This window comes from Actinoplanes hulinensis, from assembly GCF_019429605.1.
In the GTDB taxonomy this organism is placed as follows: domain Bacteria; phylum Actinomycetota; class Actinomycetes; order Mycobacteriales; family Micromonosporaceae; genus Actinoplanes; species Actinoplanes campanulatus.
The window spans coordinates 18,586-39,987 of record NZ_JAHXZI010000026.1 but is presented as its reverse complement, the minus strand read 5'-3'; the positions used below and the strand labels follow the sequence as shown (position 1 = coordinate 39,987).

13 protein-coding genes and 1 pseudogene are annotated in these 21,402 nt (G+C 66.4%); 8 read left to right on the top strand and 6 right to left on the bottom strand.

Going from position 1 to position 21,402, the window contains the following annotated elements; genetic code table 11:
• The first annotated feature begins 77 nt into the window (after nucleotides 1-77).
• Complete coding sequence (locus tag KZ829_RS36720; protein WP_220148436.1) at nucleotides 78-1,556, top strand: ADP-ribosylglycohydrolase family protein; 1,479 nt, start codon at nucleotides 78-80, stop codon at nucleotides 1,554-1,556.
• Between the two features lie 8 nt (nucleotides 1,557-1,564).
• Nucleotides 1,565-4,102 carry an ADP-ribosylglycohydrolase family protein gene (locus tag KZ829_RS36715; RefSeq protein ID WP_220148435.1) on the top strand — a complete coding sequence of 846 codons (2,538 nt, stop codon included), beginning with the start codon at nucleotides 1,565-1,567 and terminating at the stop codon, nucleotides 4,100-4,102.
• A 35-nt stretch (nucleotides 4,103-4,137) separates the two neighbouring features.
• Here the strand turns inward: KZ829_RS36715 and KZ829_RS36710 are convergent, their stop codons facing one another.
• Nucleotides 4,138-5,004, bottom strand: coding sequence for a hypothetical protein (locus KZ829_RS36710; RefSeq protein WP_220148433.1), 867 nt, complete (start codon nucleotides 5,002-5,004; stop codon nucleotides 4,138-4,140).
• A 111-nt stretch (nucleotides 5,005-5,115) separates the two neighbouring features.
• Here KZ829_RS36710 and KZ829_RS36705 point away from each other — a divergent pair, with 111 nt between their 5' ends.
• Nucleotides 5,116-5,799, top strand: coding sequence for a TY-Chap2 family putative peptide chaperone (locus KZ829_RS36705; protein ID WP_220148432.1), 684 nt, complete (start codon nucleotides 5,116-5,118; stop codon nucleotides 5,797-5,799).
• 4 nt (nucleotides 5,800-5,803) lie between these two features.
• Here KZ829_RS36705 and KZ829_RS36700 read toward each other — a convergent pair whose 3' ends face one another.
• Complete coding sequence (locus KZ829_RS36700; RefSeq protein ID WP_220148431.1) at nucleotides 5,804-6,469, bottom strand: TY-Chap2 family putative peptide chaperone; 666 nt, start codon at nucleotides 6,467-6,469, stop codon at nucleotides 5,804-5,806.
• Nucleotides 6,470-6,484: 15 nt separating this feature from the next.
• Nucleotides 6,485-7,120, bottom strand: coding sequence for a TY-Chap2 family putative peptide chaperone (locus KZ829_RS36695; protein WP_220148430.1), 636 nt, complete (start codon nucleotides 7,118-7,120; stop codon nucleotides 6,485-6,487).
• 110 nt (nucleotides 7,121-7,230) lie between these two features.
• Between KZ829_RS36695 and KZ829_RS36690 the strand changes: the two genes are divergently transcribed.
• Entirely contained in the window at nucleotides 7,231-8,709 is a 1,479-nt protein-coding gene (locus KZ829_RS36690) for an ADP-ribosylglycohydrolase family protein (RefSeq protein WP_220148429.1), read from the top strand.
• A 30-nt stretch (nucleotides 8,710-8,739) separates the two neighbouring features.
• Here KZ829_RS36690 and KZ829_RS44275 read toward each other — a convergent pair whose 3' ends face one another.
• Nucleotides 8,740-8,871 carry a hypothetical protein gene (locus KZ829_RS44275; RefSeq protein WP_281428331.1) on the bottom strand — a complete coding sequence of 44 codons (132 nt, stop codon included), beginning with the start codon at nucleotides 8,869-8,871 and terminating at the stop codon, nucleotides 8,740-8,742.
• Between the two features lie 86 nt (nucleotides 8,872-8,957).
• On the bottom strand, nucleotides 8,958-9,527 hold the full coding sequence (locus KZ829_RS36685; RefSeq protein WP_308285819.1) for a transposase: 570 nt from the start codon (nucleotides 9,525-9,527) through the stop codon (nucleotides 8,958-8,960).
• A gap of 35 nt (nucleotides 9,528-9,562) precedes the next feature.
• Between KZ829_RS36685 and KZ829_RS43590 the strand changes: the two are divergent.
• Nucleotides 9,563-9,769, top strand: a pseudogene (locus tag KZ829_RS43590) (hypothetical protein); the annotation flags it as partial.
• Here the strand turns inward: KZ829_RS43590 and proA are convergent.
• Complete coding sequence (proA, locus tag KZ829_RS36680) at nucleotides 9,749-15,715, bottom strand: anti-phage protein ProA (RefSeq protein ID WP_220148428.1); 5,967 nt, start codon at nucleotides 15,713-15,715, stop codon at nucleotides 9,749-9,751. The pseudogene KZ829_RS43590 and the gene proA sit on opposite strands and share 21 nt — an antisense overlap.
• Nucleotides 15,716-15,865: 150 nt before the next feature.
• Between proA and KZ829_RS36675 the strand changes: the two genes are divergently transcribed.
• Genes KZ829_RS36675 through KZ829_RS36665 form a run of 3 tightly spaced genes read left to right on the top strand, consistent with a single transcriptional unit; the run spans nucleotide 15,866 to nucleotide 21,331 of the window.
• Nucleotides 15,866-17,392, top strand: coding sequence for an ATP-binding protein (locus tag KZ829_RS36675; protein ID WP_220148427.1), 1,527 nt, complete (start codon nucleotides 15,866-15,868; stop codon nucleotides 17,390-17,392).
• Nucleotides 17,389-18,372, top strand: coding sequence for a PD-(D/E)XK motif protein (locus tag KZ829_RS36670; protein ID WP_220148426.1), 984 nt, complete (start codon nucleotides 17,389-17,391; stop codon nucleotides 18,370-18,372). The genes KZ829_RS36675 and KZ829_RS36670 overlap by 4 nt, the downstream gene beginning before the upstream one ends.
• Nucleotides 18,365-21,331: a Z1 domain-containing protein gene (locus KZ829_RS36665; RefSeq protein ID WP_220148425.1), complete on the top strand. Its 2,967-nt coding sequence runs from the start codon at nucleotides 18,365-18,367 to the stop codon at nucleotides 21,329-21,331. The genes KZ829_RS36670 and KZ829_RS36665 overlap by 8 nt, the downstream gene beginning before the upstream one ends.
• Nucleotides 21,332-21,402 lie beyond the last annotated feature (71 nt).

The following is a 21,402-nucleotide window of genomic DNA, read 5'->3' as shown; positions in this document are numbered from 1 at the left end:
CCGGACGGCCGGGAATCCGCGAAACGCTTCCCGTCCCACCTCGCGCGCCGACAATCGGAAGCATGGTGGGGAGCAGCATGCCGCCGCGTCTGAGCGCCGTGCAGGGTGATCGCGCGGCCGGGGTGCTGCTCGGTGCGGCCTGCGGGGATGCGCTCGGGGTGCCCTACGAGTTCGCGTCACCCCCGCCGCCCGGGCAGGTGCCGCGAATGATCGGTGGCAGTCTCGGCCCCTATGCGCCCGGGGAGTACAGCGACGACACACAGATGGCGGTCTGTGTCGCGGAGGTCGCGGCGACCGGGGCGGATCTTCGCGAGCCGGCGGCGCTCGACCGGATCGCGGCGAACTTCCTGCGGTGGCGGGCCGAGGGCGCCACCGACATCGGCATCCAGACCAGCCAGGTTCTCGGCGTGGTGCGCGGGCACGCGGTCGACGGGCTCGGCGCCGCGATGCGCGACGCGGCCCGCGCCCTGCACGAGCAGACCGCCAAGAGCGCGGGCAACGGCTCCCTCATGCGTACGGGGATAGTCGCGCTCGCCTATCTCGGGGATCCGGCGGCGATGGCTGAGGCTGCGCGGGCCGTCAGCGACCTGACCCACTTCGACCCGCTCGCCGCGGACGGCTGTGTGCTGTGGTGCGCGGCGGTACGCCGGGCGGTCTTCGACGGGACCTTCGAAGGACTCCGCGAGGGACTCGACCTGATCCCCGCCGAACGGCGTGATCAGTGGACCGGGTGGATCGACGACGCCGAGCGGCATCCGCCGGCGCACTTCCCCAACAACGGGTTCGTGGTGACCGCGTTGCAGGCGGCGTGGTCGGCGATCACCCGGACACCGGTGCCGGCCGAGGACCCGGGTGCCGGATCGTTCGCCTGCGACCACCTGCGCGACGCCCTCTACGCGGCGGTCGGTGCGGGCAACGACACGGACACCGTGGCGGCGATCGCCGGGGCGGTGCTCGGTGCGCGGTGGGGCACTTCCGGCGTACCCCTGCAGTGGCAACGGGCCGTGCACGGCTGGGAGCGCAAGCGGGCCGCGGACCTGATCGCTCTGGGATTGCTGACCGCCGGAGGCCGGAAGCCGGACCGGGTCGGCTGGCCCGGCTGCGACCGGATGGACCCGCCGATCCCCCAGGATCTGATGGTCACCCATCCCGACGATGACGGGGTGATCCTCGGCAATCTGGTCACCGATGCGGTCGCGGCGGGAGTCACGGCCGTGGTGTCGTTGTGCCGGGTCGGGCGCGTCCAGTTCGCCGAGGTGCCCGCCGAGAATCAGGTGCAGGTCTGGCTGGTCGACCAGCCCGGCGCCAACGCCAACACCGCGTTCGCGCTGGATCAGGCCGCGCACATGGTCGCTGCCATGCGCGACGAAGGGCATCGGGTGCTGCTGCACTGCGCCGCCGGGCAGAGCCGCACCCCGGCCGCGGGCGCCCGGTACGCGATGATCCGGTACGGCAACGAGGGCGAGGCCGCACTCGCCGAGATGCGGACCCTGCTGGACGGACACGGCTTCTACGTCAACAACGAACTGCGTCAGGTCATCACGGCGTTCGGCTGACATACACGATGAGTCTCACCGAGCAACAGACGGAGCGCGCCGCGGGTGCGCTGCTCGGCGGGGCGGTCGGGGACTCGCTCAGGGCGCTGTCCCCTGACGCGAATCCGCACCTGACCGGCGGTGACACCGAGTTGGTGATCTGCCTCGCCGACGTCGCGGCGACCGGTGCCGACCTGCGCGATGAGAATGCCCTCGACCAGGTCGCCGCCGCCTTTCTGCGCCGGCTGGACAGCCCACGTCCGGACATCAGCCCGCAGACCAGTCGGGTGTTGCACTCGGTGCACGGCCAACCCACCGCCGGACTCGCAGCGGCGATGCGCGGTACCGCCGAGTCGTACGAGCGCACCGGTCGTCCGGTCGATGACGGCTCGTTGATGCGGACCGCACCGGTCGCGCTGGCCTACCTGCGCGAACCGGCGGCCATGGCTCGGGCGGCCCGGGCCGTCTGCGAGCTGACGCACCACGATCCCCTCGCCGGTGATGCCTGCGTGATCTGGTGTGAAGCCATCCGTCAGGCGATCCTTTCCGGCACCTTCGACGGGCTGCGGGCGGGGCTCGACCTCATTCCACCGGCGCGCCGCGACGCATGGCTGCTACGGATCGACATGGCGGAGTGGGCCGAACCGCAAGGCCCCCGCAGCGACGGCTCCTGCGTCACCGCGCTGCAGGCGGCCTGGTCGTCGATCCGGCACACCCCGGTTCCGGCCGAGGGCGGCTTCGCCTGCGACCACCTCCGCAACGCCCTGCACGCGGCGATCCGCACCGGCACGGCCACCGCGATCACCGGGGCGCTACTGGGTGCCCGCTGGGGGGTCTCCGGCATCCCCCTGGACTGGCAGCGCGACGTGCACCGCAGCGCCGACCTGGTCGACGCGGCCGTACGCATCACCGATGGCGGCCGATGGCCGGTGGTCGCCCGGATGCCGCCACCGATCTCACGGCTCCTCGACACCGCCCACCCCGACGACCCCGGCGTGATCCTCGGCAACCTGGGCCACGACGGCCGTGGGGCGGACGCGGTGGTGTCACTGTGCCGGACCGGCCACGCCCAGTTCCCAGGCGCGGCCCATGCGGAACAGATCAGGGTGTGGCTGGTGGATCGGCCCGGCGTCACACTCAACCCGGCGTTCGCCGTCGACCAGGCCGCCGGCCTGGTGGCCACGTTGCGGGCCGAGGGCAAGCGGGTGCTGCTGCACGGCGCCGCCGGGCAGAGCCGGACCGCCGCGGTCGCGGCCCGCTACGCCAGCATCATCGCCGGGTACGACGGGACAACCGCCGTCGATCGCATCCACCAGGCATTGGCCGCCCACGGCGCCGCGATGAACGCCGAGCTGGCGGCCGCCGTCATCCAGCTGGCCGCGGACCACCTCGAGTACGACGACATCCTGGAGGAACCCACCTCCGTGGACCCGCTGGACGAGCTGCGCGCCGAGGCCGGCCACGACCCGGAAGCCCGAGCCGACCTGGCCCGGGAACTGTCCAACCGCTCGCTGACCCTCGGCGAGCAGGACCGCGCCGACGAGGCGCTGACCTTCGCCGGTGAGGCGGTGATGCACTACCGGCACCTCGTCGCCCAGTCAGCCGAGGACCCCGACCACAGCCGGCACCTCGCCCAGGCGCTGTCCAACTGGGCGCTGGCGCTGGGCCGGCTCGAACGCCACGACGAGGCGCACGCCGCACTGACCGAGGCGGTCGCCATCCACCGCACGTCGGCCGACGACGGGCCCGGCCGTCAACATCTGGCGATCGCGCTCACCAACCTCGCTCACAACCACACCGAGCAGCGCTCCTGGGAGGACGCGATCGCCCCCGCCTGGGAGGCGGTCGCCCTCCTGCGCGGCCTGCTGCAGACCGGCGAAGGCGACGACACCACCCTCGGCCACCTGGGTGCCGCGCTCACCAACTGGTCCAATGCGCTGCGCGCCGCCGACCGGGGCGACGAGGCGAACGAGAAGCTGACCGAGGCGCTACAGGTGGCCCGCGAGCACAGCGGCCCCGCCTCCCTGGTGCAATATGCCCAACTGCTGCACAACCTCGGCGTCGACCGCGGCGACGACGGGGCGGTCGACGAGGCCGTCACACTGCTGAGCGAGGCGGAGTCCCTGCTGGCCGCCGCGGCCGAATCCGAGCCGGGATACCGCTGGATGGCCGCCCAGACCGGCTACGCGCTCGGCTTGCGGCTGGCCGAGGCGGAGCGGCCTCAACCCGCCCGCGACGCCTTCGACCGGGTGGTGCGGTGGCGGCGCCAGCTCGTCGCCGACGACCCCGACCGGTACCAGATCGACCTGGCCCGGGCGTTGCGCCAGCTGTCCTGCATGCACGAGAGTCTCGCCGACGACGCCGGCCAGATCGGCGATCGACAGGCACACGCCGCGGCGGCGTTGACGGCACAGGCGGAGGCGGTCACGTTGATGCGTGACCTGACCAGCCGTGAGCCGCAGCGTCGGGCCGAGTTCGCGGACACACTCCGCGACTACGCCGACCTGCTCGACACCGCAGACCGCCACGCGGATGCGGCAGCCGCCCGGGCCGAGGCCGAGCGCTGAACGAGGCCGCCTACTACGAGAGCGACTGCGACAGGTCAGCCTCGACGCCGAAGCTCTGATTCGCCGACGGTCTTGTAGACGCATTCTCCGGTCGGAGCGTGGCGGGCGTAGGCGGTCTTCACGTTCGCGTTCGGGTTCAGCACCAGATGTTCGGTGCGGTCGTCGGCGGGACGCTTGCGTACCAGGTCGACCAGGTATCCCGCGGACACGTTGCTGTTGATCAGCTTGTCGTGGTCCTGGTTGAGGTGGTCGAACCCGTAGTCCAGGCCCATCTCGATGACGATCGCGGCGGCGATCCGGCCCTCGCGGAAGTCGTCCAGGGTGGCGGATTCCAGCTGTCGGCGGCTCAGGATCGCCAGGTCAAAGTTCCCGCGGCGGCCGGCTTTCGCCTCCCGGGCCGTGGTTTCCGGCCATTCCTTGTGTACGGGCTGTGTCGAGTACCCGGTGTCCCCAATAGGCAGTAGATGGGCGAAGATCGGGTGTGCCGCGAGGATCCCGTACAGGCGTGCATGTAACGAATGTTCAACCCTGTGCAGGTACGGGAAGTCGATGAACTCCAGCACGAGCGAGTCGATGGCGACCTCGACCACCCGGCGCGCGCTGTCGAACCATTCATCGTCGACGTCGACGCCGATCAGCCTGGGCTCGCGTTTCGGTTGACCGGCGGGCGCCTCGTCGCCCCGTGGCCCGCGGTCGAAACCACCCAGACTCTCCAGCCAGGCCCTCAGCTCAGCGAGATCGTTCCGCTGGGCGACCTGCTCTTCGGTCACCTTCTGCCGAATGTCGAGCTCGTAAACGCTCTCGTAAATCGTCCTGCGATTCACTTCAGTGCAGATGTTGACAGTTTGGGTCTTGGAGCCGGTGCTGACGTACACCATCCGGCCCTGAACCTCGACAGCCACACGTCGACGGTAGGCCTTGCCATCAGGCCCGCTAGGGTCTTCGACCGATTACCCGACAGCGGCTTGGGCGGGCGAGAGCGCGCCAAACGAAGGCGCCAGCGACCTAGAATCATGATCGTGCTCGCCATGCGATTCATACTGACGCAATCCTGGTGGCTCGCCTGCCAGTTGATCCGCCGACACCCGAAGATACTGATCGTGGAGACGCACCCGGGTGGCGGCCAGTACGACTGCTTGACGCTCATTCACAACGGCCAGTCGGTGATCGACATCAACCGTGCGGGCAGCATCCACGTCAAGAACAGCTCAGACTCCAAACCGGTGACCTTCGAGGACCTGTTCGTCCACGACGACTCCGGGGAGGTCGTCACAGCGATCGAACGCGCGGCCGGGATGAGCTCACCGAGTTCCGCACCGCCGTCGACACCGGCCGTCCTCACCTACCGGGTTCTTGCACAGTTGATGGCGATCACTCTCAACGAGAAGCACCGCTGGGATGTACGCAACGAGAGGCTCGACTCGAGCGGCATGGGTGGGGGCGCTGCACGAGGTTACCTCGCCGATTACCCGGTGGCGGCCGCACGTGCTCGCGAGAAACGGCCGGATGATCTGCTCGGCGACCCGCTGTACAGGTACTGGGGTGTGCTGCGAGACGGCAAGCCGGTCGCTGTGCTGGACACCGACGGCTTCGCGTACGTAGCGCAGCAGGTGTTGTACCTACCGGAAATCTACTCAGCCTCGTCCCGGCGCCTGACGCCGCTAATGGCGGCCACACTCGGTCCCCTGCTGCCGTAACTGATCACAGCAGGCGAGCAAAGATTGCGGCCACGGTACGACGCAGGTTCCTGCCGTGCTGCGCGTAGACGGTCGGTAGGTGAAATATCGACTCTCCGACGTAGGCGTACCCCTCGGTGTCAAGAACGGCCAGCTCTCTGTCGTCATAGGTCCGTAGCAACCAGAACCGGCCCGGCTCCGGCCGCTGCGGGTCCACCGTGCGATCGCGCTCCCAGACCTGCGGAAAATGAGCAAGCAGCCCGAGGTGGTGCCGGACGTCCCGCGGGCTGATCGTCTTACGGTTGTGGACCGTCATCGCGGCGACCACGGCGGCTGCCCGATAGGTGAGGGTACGAGGGGTGGCCGCAGGTGTCCGATCCGGGCCGGCGAGCCCGGCCTCTGTTTCCACATCCCGACTGAACTTCGCAAGCGGCCCGGCGAGCATCTGATGCAACGGCCACGTCACTTCGGCAATCATGATCTGCGACGCACCGACGTCGACGTTGACGTACACCCGGGACGGGGCATCGGCGTCAGCGATTCCGATCGCCTGGGGCGGCGACGCACTGCCCTCGCCCTCACGGACGACCAGGCGGTCCGGGTGTCGCCGGGCAACCGCGGACAACAGTCGCCACGCGAGGGCGTACCGATGCGCTTCGGTCATCTCGAACCGGTCGTCCCCGACATTCATCAGCAGTCCCCGCCGTCACAGGATCGGATGGAACACCGTGGCCATGGTGCGCTGCAGGTTTTCGTTCGCGCGCGCGTACACGGTCGGCAGGTCGTACCGGGATCGCCCCACATAGGCGAACCCATCCATGTCGACCGCCGCGTTCTCCCCCAGCAACCAGCACTGACCCCATGGCGGATCGCTAGGTATCAATGGAAACCCGCTGAGCTTCGTGAGATCGAAGCGGGCGTCGCCGGCCCAGATGGGATCATCCCGGTGGGCTGTCGCCAGCGCCACTTCGGCGGCAACGCGATACACCAGCGCTTGCGTGTTCATCGCCTTGGCCAAGGGCCGACTCGGCAGGCCGGCCTCCGACTCGATCTTCTGGATGAGAAGATAACCGCTCTGCAGGAGCAGCTGATGCAGCGGCCAAACTCTGGTCCCCCCACCCGCGCGCTCGACAAAGATCTTCGGCTTCTTGTGGCGGCTGATGTAGACACAGCACGAGCCGTCGGGCCGTTCCAGATTCAGGACGTCAACGAACATGAAGCCGGAAACATCATCGTACTGACGGACGCTGAGCGAAGAATGACGCCGAACCATCTCCGCCGCCAGCCACCACGACAGGGCATGCCTGTACCCGAAGCTCAGGTGGATCGGATCTTCCGACATCATCATGAGTGTAGGAAGAGCACGGGCGCCGTTCTCCTGAATCAGTAAACGCCCAGCCATGGGTAGGGCACGATCTCGGGTGTTGGTGTCCGCCGGCGAGGAGTTTCAAGATGCGGCTGGGTCTGAATGCGGTTCAAGGGGATCGCGCTGCGGGGGTTCTGCTCGGTGCCGCCTGCGGCGACGCGCTCGGTGTTCCCTACGAGTTCGAGACCCGCACGCTCGACGGCGATCCACGCATGCTCGGCGGCGGCCTCGGCAACTACGCACCCGGCGAATACAGCGACGACACCCAGATGGCGGTCTGTATCGCGGAGGTCGCGGCGACCGGCGCCGATCTTCGGACGCCAGAGGCCCTGGACCAGATCGCCCGGAACTTCGTCACCTGGCGGACCGACGGCGCGACCGACATCGGCAACCAGACGGCCACCGTCCTCGGCCGCGTGCAGGGCCTTCCCGATGCCGGGCTGGGTTCCGCGATGACCGAGGCGGCCGCCGCGCTGCACCGGCGAACCGGGCACACCGCGGGTAATGGGTCGCTCATGAGGACCGCGCCGGTCGCGCTCGCCCACCTCAACGACCCGCGCGATCTGGCCGAGGCCGCACGGGCGATCAGCGACCTCACCCACTTCGATCCGCTTGCGGGCGACGCCTGCGTGATCTGGTGCGAGGCCATCAGGCATGCGGTGCTCGAAGGCACCTTCGCCGGGATGGATACCGGCCTGGAGCTGATTCCGGAAGAGCGCCGTGATCAGTGGGCGTCCTGGCTGGAGGAGGCGCGGCAGCACCCGCCGAACCACTTCCGCAACAACGGCTTCGTCGTCGCCGCTCTGCAAGCCGCCTGGTCCGCGATCAACCGCACCCCGATGCCGGAGCAGGACGATCCGGCACGCAAGATCTTCCGCTGCGACCACTTCCGCAACGGGCTGTACGCCGCGGTCCGCGCCGGAAACGACACCGACACCGTGGCGGCCATCGCCGGTGCCCTGCTCGGCGCGCGATGGGGCACCTCCGGCATACCCCTGCAGTGGCAGCGCCTGGTGCACGGCTGGGGCGGGCACCGGTCCGCCGACCTGATCCGGATGGCGCTGCTCACCACAGGCGGTGGACGGGCCGACCGGGTGGGCTGGCCCGGCTGTGACCAGATGATGCCGCCGATCGACCAGCCCCTGATGACCGTGCACCCGGATGACGACGGCGTGGTCCTCGGCAACCTACTGACCGACGCCGTCGAAAGCGGCGTCGACGCGGTCGTGTCATTGTGTCGCGTCGGGCGGCGGCAGTTCGCGAACGTGCCGGCCGAGAATCAGGTCCAGGTCTGGCTCGTCGACCAGCCAGGCGCGAACGCGAACACCGCGTTCGCGCTGGACCAGGCCGCGCGCATGGTCGTACAGATGCGCGACGAGGGGCACAAGGTGCTGCTGCACTGTGCCGCCGGGCAGAGTCGCACGCCGGCAGTCGGTGCCCGGTACGCCATGCTGCGCGCCGGGCGCAGCGGGGCGACCGCGCTCGGCGAGATGCGCACCCTGCTGGCCGACCACGGCTACCTGGTCAACAGCGAACTCAGAAGCGTCGTAGAAGCCTTCGGCTGAGCACGCATCGGCAGCAAAGGGACATGGCGGTCAGAATCCCATGTCTTCCAGGCTGGACCCGGCAAACTTCGTGGGCTTCGTGTAGGCGCTCGCCGAGGCCTTGCCCTCTTTGATGTTCCGCGCAGCCTCCATCAGGCCAGCAATATCGCTTTCATCATACATCGCGACGTTCTGTGCATCCTTGGGTGCCTTCGTAGCCCGGATGTGGTTGTCGTAGTACGCGAGGTTGAATGGTCAGGGTGAGTTGATCAAGGTGGCTGAGGTAGGACTGCCAGGCCGGTCTCGGCGAGGAACGCGTCCAGCAGGGCGGGCCGGTACTGCAGGCTCTTGAGCCGGCTGCGCACGATCGCAGCGAGTTGGGTGATCGTGCACGCGACGAGGTTGCCGATCCCGCGTTTGATGTGTGACCAGACGCCCTCGGCCGGGTTCAGCTCCGGGGCATAGCCGGGCAGTTGCACGACGGTCAACCAGTCGCGAGCAATGACGAACGCTCGCATCACCGCGCTGACGTGGTGGTTGAGGTTGTCCCAGATCAAGATGATCGGAGCACGGAGCTGGGCGTGTACCGCGCACAGCAGCCGCATGTAGTCGGCCTCGCCGAACCCTTTCGCCTCGTTCCTGCGGCCGTGGTAGACGTGGATCCGGTAAAACAACCGGGTTCGCAAACCTGGCCGGATCACCAGGACCGCGGCCATCGACACCCGCCCGGAACCCTTGCCGGTCACCGACACGACCGGGGTTCGCCCCCGCCGCGACCACGTCCGCGCCTTCGGCGGCCGCAGCGGCTGCCCGGCCTCGTCCTCGAAACAGATCCACACCCGAACGGGACAGGCTCACCCTGACCTTTCAACCTCAGTACCTGGCCAAAGACCGCCTCGCCATCACCGGCGCCCGCTGGAGCCTGCCCGGCGCCGAAGCCGTCCTCCTACTCCGAGCCGTGATCACCAACGGCGACTTCGACGCCTACTGGAAGTTCCACCTCCAGCAAGAACACCAACGCACCCAAGCCTGCGCGTACCCTGCCGAACTAGGACAAGTGTCAGGCCTCAACATGATATGAGCCGTCGTCCTCTCTGATCAGGGCTCCGGTAACCTGGCCGACTTCCAACCCGTACCGGAGCAGCCGATCTATCTTCTCCGTCATGCGGCGATACCCAAGCAGTTCCAGAGTTGAACGCAGCAGGTCCGACTCCCCCATCCCCGCCCGCGCCGCCAACGCGCTGTAGGCAGCGTTCGCGATCTCCTCCGGTGCGATGTCCTCAATTGCACGGTCCGTACTCTGGACGGTACGGCGGTATCCGCGCCAGGATTGGGCGTCAAGTTCAGGCGGCCAGGCGAAGACGCCGGCCTTGCTGCTTCGAAACAGTTCCGGATCGGCCAGGGCAAGAATGGCCGCGCGTCGGTCGGCGTGCGCCTTGGTAAACCCGAACCGGGCCAGCACCAGCCGCGCCAGCCGCTGCTGTTCCACCGGGCCCTCAGCCGCGATCACTTGGTCGATCGCGGCACGAACAGCGGCCCGGATGGCCGGGCTGCTGTCGATGAGATCGACGTCGCCGCGCTGACCCAACGGTGTCGGCGAGTACGGCACGAAGTCCGACCACCCGGAGCCCGAGATGACCGGCATTACCGAAGGTTCCTCGCCCCAGGACTGCAGTAGCGGATCGGATTGTGATCCGACCTCGTCCGGCAGAGGGGCTTCCACGGCGAAATGCTCGCCTGTCGTAGGCGGAAAAGCTTCGACGTCGATGGGCGGCGAATCCTGCGACTCAATGGCAGAGGGTGCTTCCTCCATGCGAGGAAGGCTCTCGGCAGCGGCACGATCGACCGCGCCTCCGATGGCGTCGAGAACCTGTGAACGGTCACGGATCCATGCCGGCAACCAGAACCGCACCACCTCCGGCCATCCCATGATGGCACTCAGGAGACCCGGTGCGTCGTCCCTATCGGCCACCGTGGGACGCCGGCCCCACTGCGGGCTGTCCAGCATCACCGCGACCTGCCAACGCGCGGCCCCGGCAGCACGAACGGCGATGTCGACGGTGAAATCCGACAGCCCGTGACAGGTGGTGACCTCGAACCCCCGCTCCTCGAGAGCGGCGGCCACCTCTTCCCGGATCCGATCGCGATTGTGTCGCCGGGTGGTGGACAGATCTCCGAGGCTCTCCACCCCGGCGGCGGCCATCTCGCAGTACGCCCGTAGATGCTGAGTGCCCACCGACGAGGTCCGGGCCAGGTCAATGTCGGCCGGGTCGAACGAGGCGAAGAGGACGACCTGCCTACGTGCCCGGGTGATCGCGACGTTGAATCGCCGCTCGCCGCCGGCTCGGCTCAGCGGGCCGAGATTCAGCGGCAGTCGACCGGTTTCCGGATCGGTGGAGAAGGCTAGCGAAAACAGGATGACATCGCGTTCGTCACCCTGAACGTTCTCGAGGTTCTTGACGAAGATCGGCTCACGTCGGCTGTCGGACATCATGTCGCGGATCAACGGGTCAGTGCTCTCCTCGAGCATGTTCAGGATCAGGTCCCGTTGCGGGAGGTTGAAGGTGACGACGCCGATCGAGGAAGCCTGGGTCGTCGGGGCACGCAGCCGCCGGGAGATCTCCGCGACAATCTCGCGCGCCTCGACCTCATTGGTCCGCCTGCCACCACGCTCGTATCGGCCGTGGACTCTCCGCCAGTGGACACCCGCGGTCTTGGCCGCACCGGGTGACGGCATGCTGGAAAGTTTGCTGCCGTAGTAGTAACGATTCGAGAATGCGATCAGTGACTCGTCATGGCTACGGTAATGCCAGGAAAGCCAGCGCTGCGGCAGGCCCGACTCCACGGCCTCGCTGAGGATGCTGTCGAGATCCTCGGGAACCAGATCCTCCTCGGCCGTGTGATCGTCATCAGCACCCGAGGCCTGCGTGATGGACGTCGGTGGCATCTGCCGTGAGTCTCCCACGATGACGACCGACCGCCCTCGCCCCATGGCCCCGATCGCCTCCGGCACCGTGATCTGTGACGCCTCGTCAAAGATCACGATGTCGAACCGGGCTGCGGCCGGCGCCAAGAAGGTAGCCGCCGATGCCGGGCTGACCAGAACACACGGCGTCAAGGACAGGACCACATCGGAGTATTCGGTGAAGAGTTCCCGGAACGACCTTCCACCACGCTTGCGGCGCAGCTCGGTGGCCAGCTCCGCGACCCGGCCACGGCGTTCGCCCGGCTGAAACGGCCGGCGTTCCACCAGCATCGACGGCAGGTGCTCCGGCAGCACAGCGCGCAACTTCGCGGCGGCCTTCTGGAACTGCGTAATCTCGTTGTCGTGCACATCCGGATCGAAGTACTCGAGGTCTCCCGCCCGTAGTCGTTCCGCCAGGGCGGTCACAGCTACACCACGCCGGTACGCGTGTTCGGCCGCATCCGCCGGGATCTCGGCCCGCAACAACTGCTCGCGGAACACACCGAGACCCGTGTGAGTCAACGAATCCGTATTGACCAGCACGGCCGCCCAGCGGTGCGGGGCCAGAAGACCATCACGACCCAGATCTGACTGCCACGTCGCCCCGTCCCGCTGCCACGACTCGAACCAGCCCAGCTCGCCGGCCCAGAGGGCGAAGTCCGCATGGCCGCTGTGGAGCGCCGTCTGCCACGCCGTCCAGTTGGTGAGCACATGGTGGAACAGGTGCGCAGCGTCCGGGCCGGAGCCTGCGGCGAGAACGTTCCATACGTCCGGGTGCTCAAGAAGCAGCGCACGGCCTGTCACCACTGCCTGATGGGCGACCGACAGTTGCGCTTCCGCCTGATACACCTCGGCCGGCCAGCCGGGCGGCAGCCGAAGCCCGCCGAGTCCTTCCGCATGGGTTCGCAGAAAATCGAGCCGATCTAGCATCAACAACAGTCGCGTGATGACCTGTGCGATCTGATCGGCATCCACCGCCACACCCGGGTGGGTGAACGGTGCCAGACGATCCGCGACGCGCTGCAACGCTTTGCGTTTGCCGAGGAACCGCTTGGCCGCGCTGTGTGCCTCCGCCAGCCACTCCGTGAGTTCCGGTACAGAGAAACGGCCGAGCTGAAACTCCCGCAACTCGTCATCATGATCCCGACGGAACTGCGCAAGGGCCGTGCGGAGCGCGGCGACCTGATCGTCCCAGCCGGGTTCGCACGCTCGCCGGGTGGCCGCGTAGCTCGGCAACTGACCTACCGCCGCCAGTCGCGCAGCTGGCTGAAACGCTGTCAGCGAGCCGGGCTCGCTGAGACGCCTGAGGCAGGCAGTAAGTTCTGGGCGGCTCGCCACCTCAGCGCGTACCTTCTCCAGTTCATTCGCTATGGCATGGAGCGTGGCGCGGTCGAGGGAATCGACGGTACGCGAACCGCTCAGAGCCCAGGGATGGTGGCGTCGCAGTTGGGCCGACTGTGCCACGGCCGCGAAATCCTGCAGGTCGCGCTCGACCTTCTCACGATCCGCGACGGGCACCTCCAGGAATCCGGGGGGCACCATCGCTGTAGCGCCGTCGCCGTAGACCAGGACGGACTCGAAGGCGGACCATGCCGTCAGCCCCGCGCCGTTACGTGTGTGGATTCGTTCCGGATAGCGAGCGAGCGCCGCGAGCTTAGCGCGGTAGCCGCCCTCTACCGCGGTCCAAGCGGTGTTGTCGCCTCGATCCGTCTGCTCCAGCGATTGGTGCAGCTGCTCCCGAATGGCATTCATCGACTGTGTTCGGCCATGCAGGTCGAGCGTGAACGGTGCCAGCCCGATCGAGGTAAGCCGGCTCTTGACCACTTCCAGGGCGGCCTGCTTCTCCGCCACGAACAACACCGACCGGCCACTGGTAATGGCGGTCGCGATGAGGTTGGTGATCGTTTGGGATTTGCCCGTACCGGGTGGACCTTCGAGCACGAACGAGTAGCCGCGCTCGGCCGTGACGATGGCCCGCATCTGTGATCCGTCCGCCGGGATCGGAAGATGCAGCCGGCTCTCGTCGACGATGACCTCGGCCGGGTCGCCGAGAGGGTCGTCGAAGGTGGCCCCGGTCGATTCCACCAGATGACGGACGACCGGGCTCGCCATGAAGACCGGCCAATGATCCCGCATGTCACGCCAGAGCTGGACGGTGGAGAACTGCAGCAGACGCAGACTCGCGATCTCGTCCACGCGGTAGTTCAACCGGTTCCGGACCAGATGCTCCCGGATCGCTGTCAGAGTCCTGGGGATGTCCAGCCCGAACTCGTCACGGATCGGGCGCTCCAGTTCGGCGATCTGCACACCGTGCCGGACACGCAGCCACTCGACCAAGCACTGATTGGCCGACGCGATCTGCGAACCGTCGATGACCAAGTTGTACGCGAGACGGCCGGTACCGCCTTCGATCCGTACCGGCAGCAGGAACAACGGTGCGTGCGCTTCGCCTCCCCTCGCCTTGGGATGGACCATGGTGCCGATGGTCAGGTAGAGGTAATTGCCACCGGTCTCCTGCTCCATCGTGCGGGCGTCACGCTGGAGACCACGCATGACGGTGCGGTAGCGCTTCTCGTCCACCGCGCCGAAGATCCGGCGATCGTCCCGGAGCTGCCGGGTGATCACCTCCGGATCGAGATGCGCAGCACGTCGTGCACGGGCCAGCTCCTCAAGGTGGCTGATCTGGTCCTGAGGCACGATCTCCAGACGCTTGCCGGCGTGAATGATGTCGTCGAGCAGTGCCAGCGCTCCCGCGGGCACGTGCAGGTCGAGTCCCTTACCTCGCGCCGGAAGGCTCAGCAGCGGGTTGCGAAGGCTGAGGTCGAGCAGCGAACGCTTCCATTGCTGGATTCGGAGCGGAGAGTAGTCCCGTTCCTCCGGCACCGCCTCATCGGCCGTATGTTCCTCGGCCCATGCCCTCGCCGCGCCGGGCGGAAGGTCGATCGAGGGCCGGGTGCGTGAGGCCGAATCCGCATGCGGCACATGTGGTGGCGGCATCGGGTCCTGAGCGGGCAGGGGGCGTACACCATTGCGATGGGCCTGATGGATGTCGACGGCACCGAGTACCCGGGAGCGGCCGTCGCGGAAGTGGCCGACACCCGCCTGCACCGCCGCCGGAAAGTCCAGCGACGTCGCTCCGGGTCCCACTGCGGTCAGCTCGACCGGAACAGCCCGGCCGGATTCAACCATCGAGATAAGGAAATTTTCCTCCGCCATCACAGTCGTCGGAAGGTGGTGTTCTGAGGCGAGGAAGCCGGCGATCGCATGCCCTTTGAACAGCCATATCAACGGCCTCAGCCCGGCCTGTTCAAGGCAGGCGGCATACGTGACGGACAGGTCGATGCAGTTACCGAGGCGGCCATCCAGTACCACTGCCGTAGTCCGGATCTTTTGGCCGCTGTTCTCGAACGATGCCGGCAGATCTCGACAGTGGATTCCTGCCTGTCGAAGCGCCTCGTAGACCGCGCCCGCGATGTAGGCGGCCCGGCCCATTCCGCTCTGGTACCCGTCTATCGAACCCGATCCGGTGGTCGCGACCAGGATCTGCGCGGCCGAGCGCAGAATGGCGTCGACCGCCGCCATGTTGGGCTGTACGAAGGCGGCCAGCGAGTCGAACAGCAGCGGATTGTTGAACCACTCGTCATGGGCGAGAGCGAGCGAGGGAATCCTCGCTACAAGATCCGGATGTCCGTGACGAGCAACATTGAGCCGGTAATCAACCGGAAAAGCCTCATTCGCACTACGGAGGACGCCGATGTCCGGATTGAGCGAGGCGAAGTCGTCCCAGCCCACCGGGATACCTGGGAGAACCCTGGGAACAACAACCTGCCACGGCTGGCTGAGTGGTCCAGCCGGACCTTCGATGTCGAGCCGCACCTCGAGCTGCTCAGCAGCCTCCGACCCCAGGTTCTCGATCACCAACTGACGAACAACCGGAACCCGGTTGTGTACCAATGCCAGGTTGATGGCTGGTTGCACGAACAGATGTACGGCAAGCCCGCGAGCTTCCAGCCTCACCGGCTCGAAAACGCCACTATTCACGCCGGTTCCTTTCTCCGACATGGCGGGACTCACACAGCGTGACCCACCAGGAACGCCCCCGAAGCGATATCGGTGTTGCCCGGCACGGCTCCGGCAACTCGATGTATCAGGCCCGACCGCTGATTTGGCCAACCCGGGCCAGCACGCTGGACCTGCACCTACAGTCATTTTGTGAGCTCGATTCGCGTCGAGGACGACGTCCTGGAACGAAAGATCCTCGAACCCGACCCCGGTCTGGTGAAGAGCCTGGGCACTCATCACACCATCGAATCGGCCATCGCGGACCTCATCGACAACAGCATCGACGCGAGCGCCACCCGGGTTCTCGTTCGTTTCGACACCGATCACGGGCAACCCATCGGCTTACGCATCGTGGACGACGGCCGGGGTATGGACGGCCCACAGGCGGACGAAGCGATGCGTCTCGGGCGGCAACGCGAGTACAGCAACCAAGATCAGGGCCACTTCGGCATCGGATTGAAGGCGGCGTCGTTCAGTCACGCCGACACGCTGACTCTGGCCACTCGACCGGCATCCGGCAAGACGCATTGCCGCCGGCTTCGGCGCAACGACGTGCAACGCGACTACGGCTGTGACGTGATCGATCCCGCTACGGTTCGGGACGGTCTGCAAGCCATGCTGGAACGGATCGGCGGCACCACCGGAACCGTGGTGCACTGGGCTGACACCCGGTTCCCGCAGACTTCACACGCCGGGCTCACCCATTGGTTGGAAGAAACCAAGACACGGCTTCGCCTGCACCTAGGTCTGATCTACCACCGTCTACTCGACTCCCGCCGCCTGCGGATCGACCTGGATGTATTCGACATCGCGCAAGGGCGCGCAGGTATCCCGGAACCGATCACGCCTATCGACCCGTTCGGGCATCGCGCCACAGCGATCGACAGCTATCCGAGAACACTGACCGCCACCATCGGCCGCCGTTCCGTCGATCTGACCTGCCACATTCTCCCGACGAAGCTGAGCGGTCCCGAATTCCGCCTCTATGGCCGGGACGGTGCCGAGTTCCAGGGCTTCTACCTCTACCGCAGTGATCGCCTGTTGCAGGCGGGTGGCTGGAACCACGTGACCGCCAGCCACAAGGATCGTGCCCTCGCCCGTGTCGTCATCGACGACTTCGGTGCGGTGGCCGACCTGATCCGGTTGAACCCGGAGAAGAGCGGAGTCCTGTTCACGCACGAGTTCCAAACAGCCATCGCACACGCCGTACACGACCACCGCGGCGTGCAAAGCACATTCACCGACTATCTGACCCATGCCGAATCGGTCCTGACCGAATCCCGGCGCCGGCAGCACCGCCGCCGGCCAATGGCTGAGCCCTCCAAGGGCTTGCACGAGGAGGTCCGGCGTGTCATCCGCGCCGAGGTACCGCTACGCGTCGAGGAAGGCCCGGTAGAGATCCGCTGGAACTCGATGGCCCCGGAGAAGTTCTTCGAACTCGACCGCGCAGCACGGGTGATCAACCTGAACAAGCAATACCGGACAGCACTGACCGGCGGGAACACCGGTTTGAGCGACGCACCGCTGGTGAAGACGCTGATGTTCCTGCTGACCGAGGATCTTTTCAAGGGCAGCGTATGGGGGCCGCGCGACAAAGACCTGCTGGAGGTGTGGTCGGCGATTCTGGCCGCCGCCATCCGTGCCGAGTCCCGCTATCGCGATAACGGGTCGCGATGATCACTCCAGCCCGGGACCGGCATCTGTCCCGCGACGGGCTCGCCGACTACGTGGCTCGTGTACCCGCGGCCATCGCGGTGCCGGGTGAACCGTCCTGCCGGATCGACTTCGAGCCGCAGCGGCACGAACTGTCGTTGCGCACGCCTTACCAGGGCACGGACGCTCCCGACGTCGCGCGCTACGAGAACGTCCGCACGTCCGTCGTTGACGATGCCGGAAGCCTCTGGGCTGAAATCGTCGTCCGGTACGACGACAACGAGTACGAGGCATATCTGCTGATCAGCGACATCGCCGACCTGATCCAGCAGGACGGCCTGCCGTTCCCGGCCGCCGTCGACACGGCGCTGTCCACTTTTGGCGCGTTGCTGACACGGGCCGGGGCCCTGTCCGCCGAGAGACAGATCGGTCTCTACGGCGAAATGATCTTCCTGGAATCATGCATCCGGCAGCTCGGCCCGGCCACAGCCGTCGAATCATGGAAAGGCCACGCCGCTAACGAACACGACTTCGTCTTCCAGACCTTCACCTGCGAAATCAAGACCACCCGCACCGAACGCCGCAGGCACACCATCAGCGGCCTGGACCAACTCGATCCCGTTCCCGGCGCGCCTCTGTGGCTGATCTCGGTGCAAATCACCACAGCCACCAGCGTGAGCGGCCGCAGTCTGGCGCAACTGGTCGACGATGTGAGGGCTGCGACGGGGCCGGCGGCTCCCACCCTCGGCCAGGCTCTCGGCCTGGCGGGCTGGCGCGAGCGGGATCGCTCGCTCTACCGGGAACCCTGGCGACTGCGCGCTTTACCGGCCGCTTTCCCGGTGAACAACGACTTCCCGTCGCTCAACCGCCAAATGATCAAGAGCGCCTGTCCACGACCCGAGCTGATCGTCGGCGCGACCTACACGGTCGATCTGACGAACCTGACTCCAGGGACGCCACCGGCGCCGGCACACTCTTTCATCACGGGAGACCACCATGGCTGACCTGAACTCCGCTCTCCTGTCCGCGGTCAGCGGTCTCCGGAATTCCGGGCCGATGCCCCTGATGGGGCCCTTGAACGGCTTCCGGTGGCCGGACACTCCGCTGACCACCAACGAACTGTTCGCCTTTCTCGAGGCCCACAACCAGCAGGACAACAAGGCCGTACGCGAACTCGCGATCACGCTGGCCGAATGGGACTTCGCCAAAAACCCGCCCTGGGACCAGCCCATTATGACCGATCCCCGCACGGTGCAACGCCGCCGCCGGATCTACGACCTACTCGACCTTCCCCAACCTGTGGTCGACCGGCTCGATCACATCGCGCCGGTCTCGGCCATGCGCCCTACCGTGATCAGCGAGAAGTGGAACCCATGGTACGACAGCGATCGACAGAGCAGGTGGTCGTTTTACTGGCCCCACTACCGTGACTACCTGCTACACAAACGAGGCTGGCCGGCCGACTCGGTGGCTGCACTCGATCAGGCGACTACCGATATCGTCGGCCGTATCTCGGACCCGGCATCCGAGCACCAGTACCAGAGCAAGGGCCTGGTCGTCGGCTATGTGCAGAGCGGCAAGACCGCCAACTTCACGGGCGTCATCGCCAAAGCGATCGATGCCGGATACCGGCTCATCATCGTGATGACCGGAACAATCGAACTCCTACGGTCGCAGACTCAGCGACGATTGGACCGGGAACTGGTCGGCCGGGAGAACCTGGTCCGCGGCATCAAGAGCGAGGCGTCGACCGACTTCGACTATGCCGGGGACGACGACTGGCTCAACAAGAACTTCGTGGAGCACGGCGAAGACTTCGAGGCCAAGGGCTATCCCGTCATCAAGCGGCTGACCCTGCTCAATGACGACTACATGCGGCTCAAGCACGGCCTGACCAGCATGGAACTGCATCGCAGCGATCCCGGTAAGCCGTTCTATGATCCGGCCAATCTCAAAACCGCTGACGTACGGCTCGTCGTGGTGAAGAAGAACGACAAAGTGCTGCAGAAGCTGGCTGACGATCTCGCGCCGCTCAAGCAGGCCCTCAACGAACTGCCCGCACTGATCATCGACGACGAGTCGGATCTGGCCTCCATCAATACCAGGAATCCGAGGAAGAGCCCGGAACGTACCGCGATCAACAAGGCCATTACGGGCCTACTCGAACGCCTACCCCGGGCCCAGCTCGTGATGTACACCGCCACGCCTTTCGCCAACTTCTTCGTCGACCCCGAGGACGCCAGCGACATCTTCCCGAAGAACTTCGTCATCGCGCTGGATCGGCCCGCGCAGTACATGGGTGTCGCCGACTTCCACGACGTCGATTGGAACAGCGAGGACGATAAGAACGATCCGGCCACATCCAACGAGGTCGCCTACATCCGGCGGGTAGGACCCCCGCCGGACGACGACTCGACGAACTCCGACGACGAACGCCGCCAGGAAATCCGTGCCGCAATAGACGCATTCCTGCTGGCCGGCGCCATCAAGTTGTACCGCGAGCAGCATCACTCGGTGCGCTACCGCCACCACACCATGATGATTCACGAAGCGACCAAGACCGCCGAGCACAGCAAGATGGCCGGGTTGGTTCGCGAGGTGTGGAAGGAGGCGTCGTTCAGCTCGCCGGAGGCACTGGACCGGTTGCAGCAGCTCTGGGAACAGGACTTCGAACCGGTCTGCCGGGCCCGAGCCGGTGAGTTCCCGGTCCCGGGCTCCTTCGACGAACTGATCGAGCCACTCGGAATGGCCCTCAGCAGGATCACCGCGGTAGGTGACGCGGTGATGGTCGTGAACAGCGAGATCGAGGCCGAGAAATACGCCCTTGATTTCGACCGCGACAGCGTATGGCGCATCCTCATCGGCGGCGCGAAACTCAGTCGCGGCTTCACCGTCGAAGGACTGACCGTCTCCTTCTACACGCGAAAGGCGCTTCAGGGCGACACCATGATGCAGGCCGGCCGGTGGTTCGGCTTCCGGCCGGGCTATCGGGACCTGGTCCGGTTGTTCATCCGGCGTGACCCACACGACGCTGACAAACGTGTCGACCTCTATGAGGCATTCGAAGGACTCATGCGGGACGAGATGGCCTTCCGCGAAAGACTGCGGGAGTACGAGGACATTCTGGAACCGTGGCAGGTGCCGCCGATCGTCAGCCAGCACCTGCCGTACCTACGGCCAGCTGCACCGAACAAGATGTTCAACGCGATAGTCCATACGATGGGCGATTCGGGCCGGCTCAAGGACTACTACGGCCCGGCCGACGACGATCGCGGCCGCCGCGCCAACTACGAAGCACTACTGCCTCTTCTCGCCGCAGCGACAGCGGAGAGAACGTTCGTGTCAGCGCGAAGCCGACACGAACCTGAGCTTCGGTCATACTTCAAGGCGCGAGTCGGGACCGTTGATGGCGAAGCGTTCATCGAGGCGCTGACGGCTTTGCGCTGGCATCCGAACGCACTCAAGGTCGTCGACCCGGTCATCAACTTCTACCGGGACAGGGTCAGGCGCGGGCAGATCGAGGACATGCTGGTGGTCTGGCCGACTCTGACCAAGGGCGCCGATCGCACGCTCCCGGGCCTTGGTGAGCGTCAGATCATCACCCGCATGCGCCGCCGCGACCGCTCCGACTTTTCCGGCAGCGACCCGAAACACCGTGCCGCATTGGAACGAATCTCCGGCATGACGACCAAAGTCGATGATCCCGTTGCCGACCAACTGCGTCATCCTCGTGGCCACCGCGGCGCGCTGCTGGTTTACGTCACCGCCGAGCCACCAGAAGCCGCGGTTGCGGAGAACCTTGATCCAACCAACCTCGTAGTCCTGACCTCACTGGTCGCACCGGCTACCGCCACCCCTGCCGGGAAACCAGTGATCGAGTGGACAGTCAAAGGCCCAAAGGGGGAGGCCACCGTCGATATATCTGCAACAAAAGGGAAACCAATTCGGCCTCCGGGACTGTAAAAAGAACGGCTCTGGCGCAGAAACGGTGGTCGGCCTATGCGAGCAGGATTCGGTGCCGTAGCAGGTCGAAA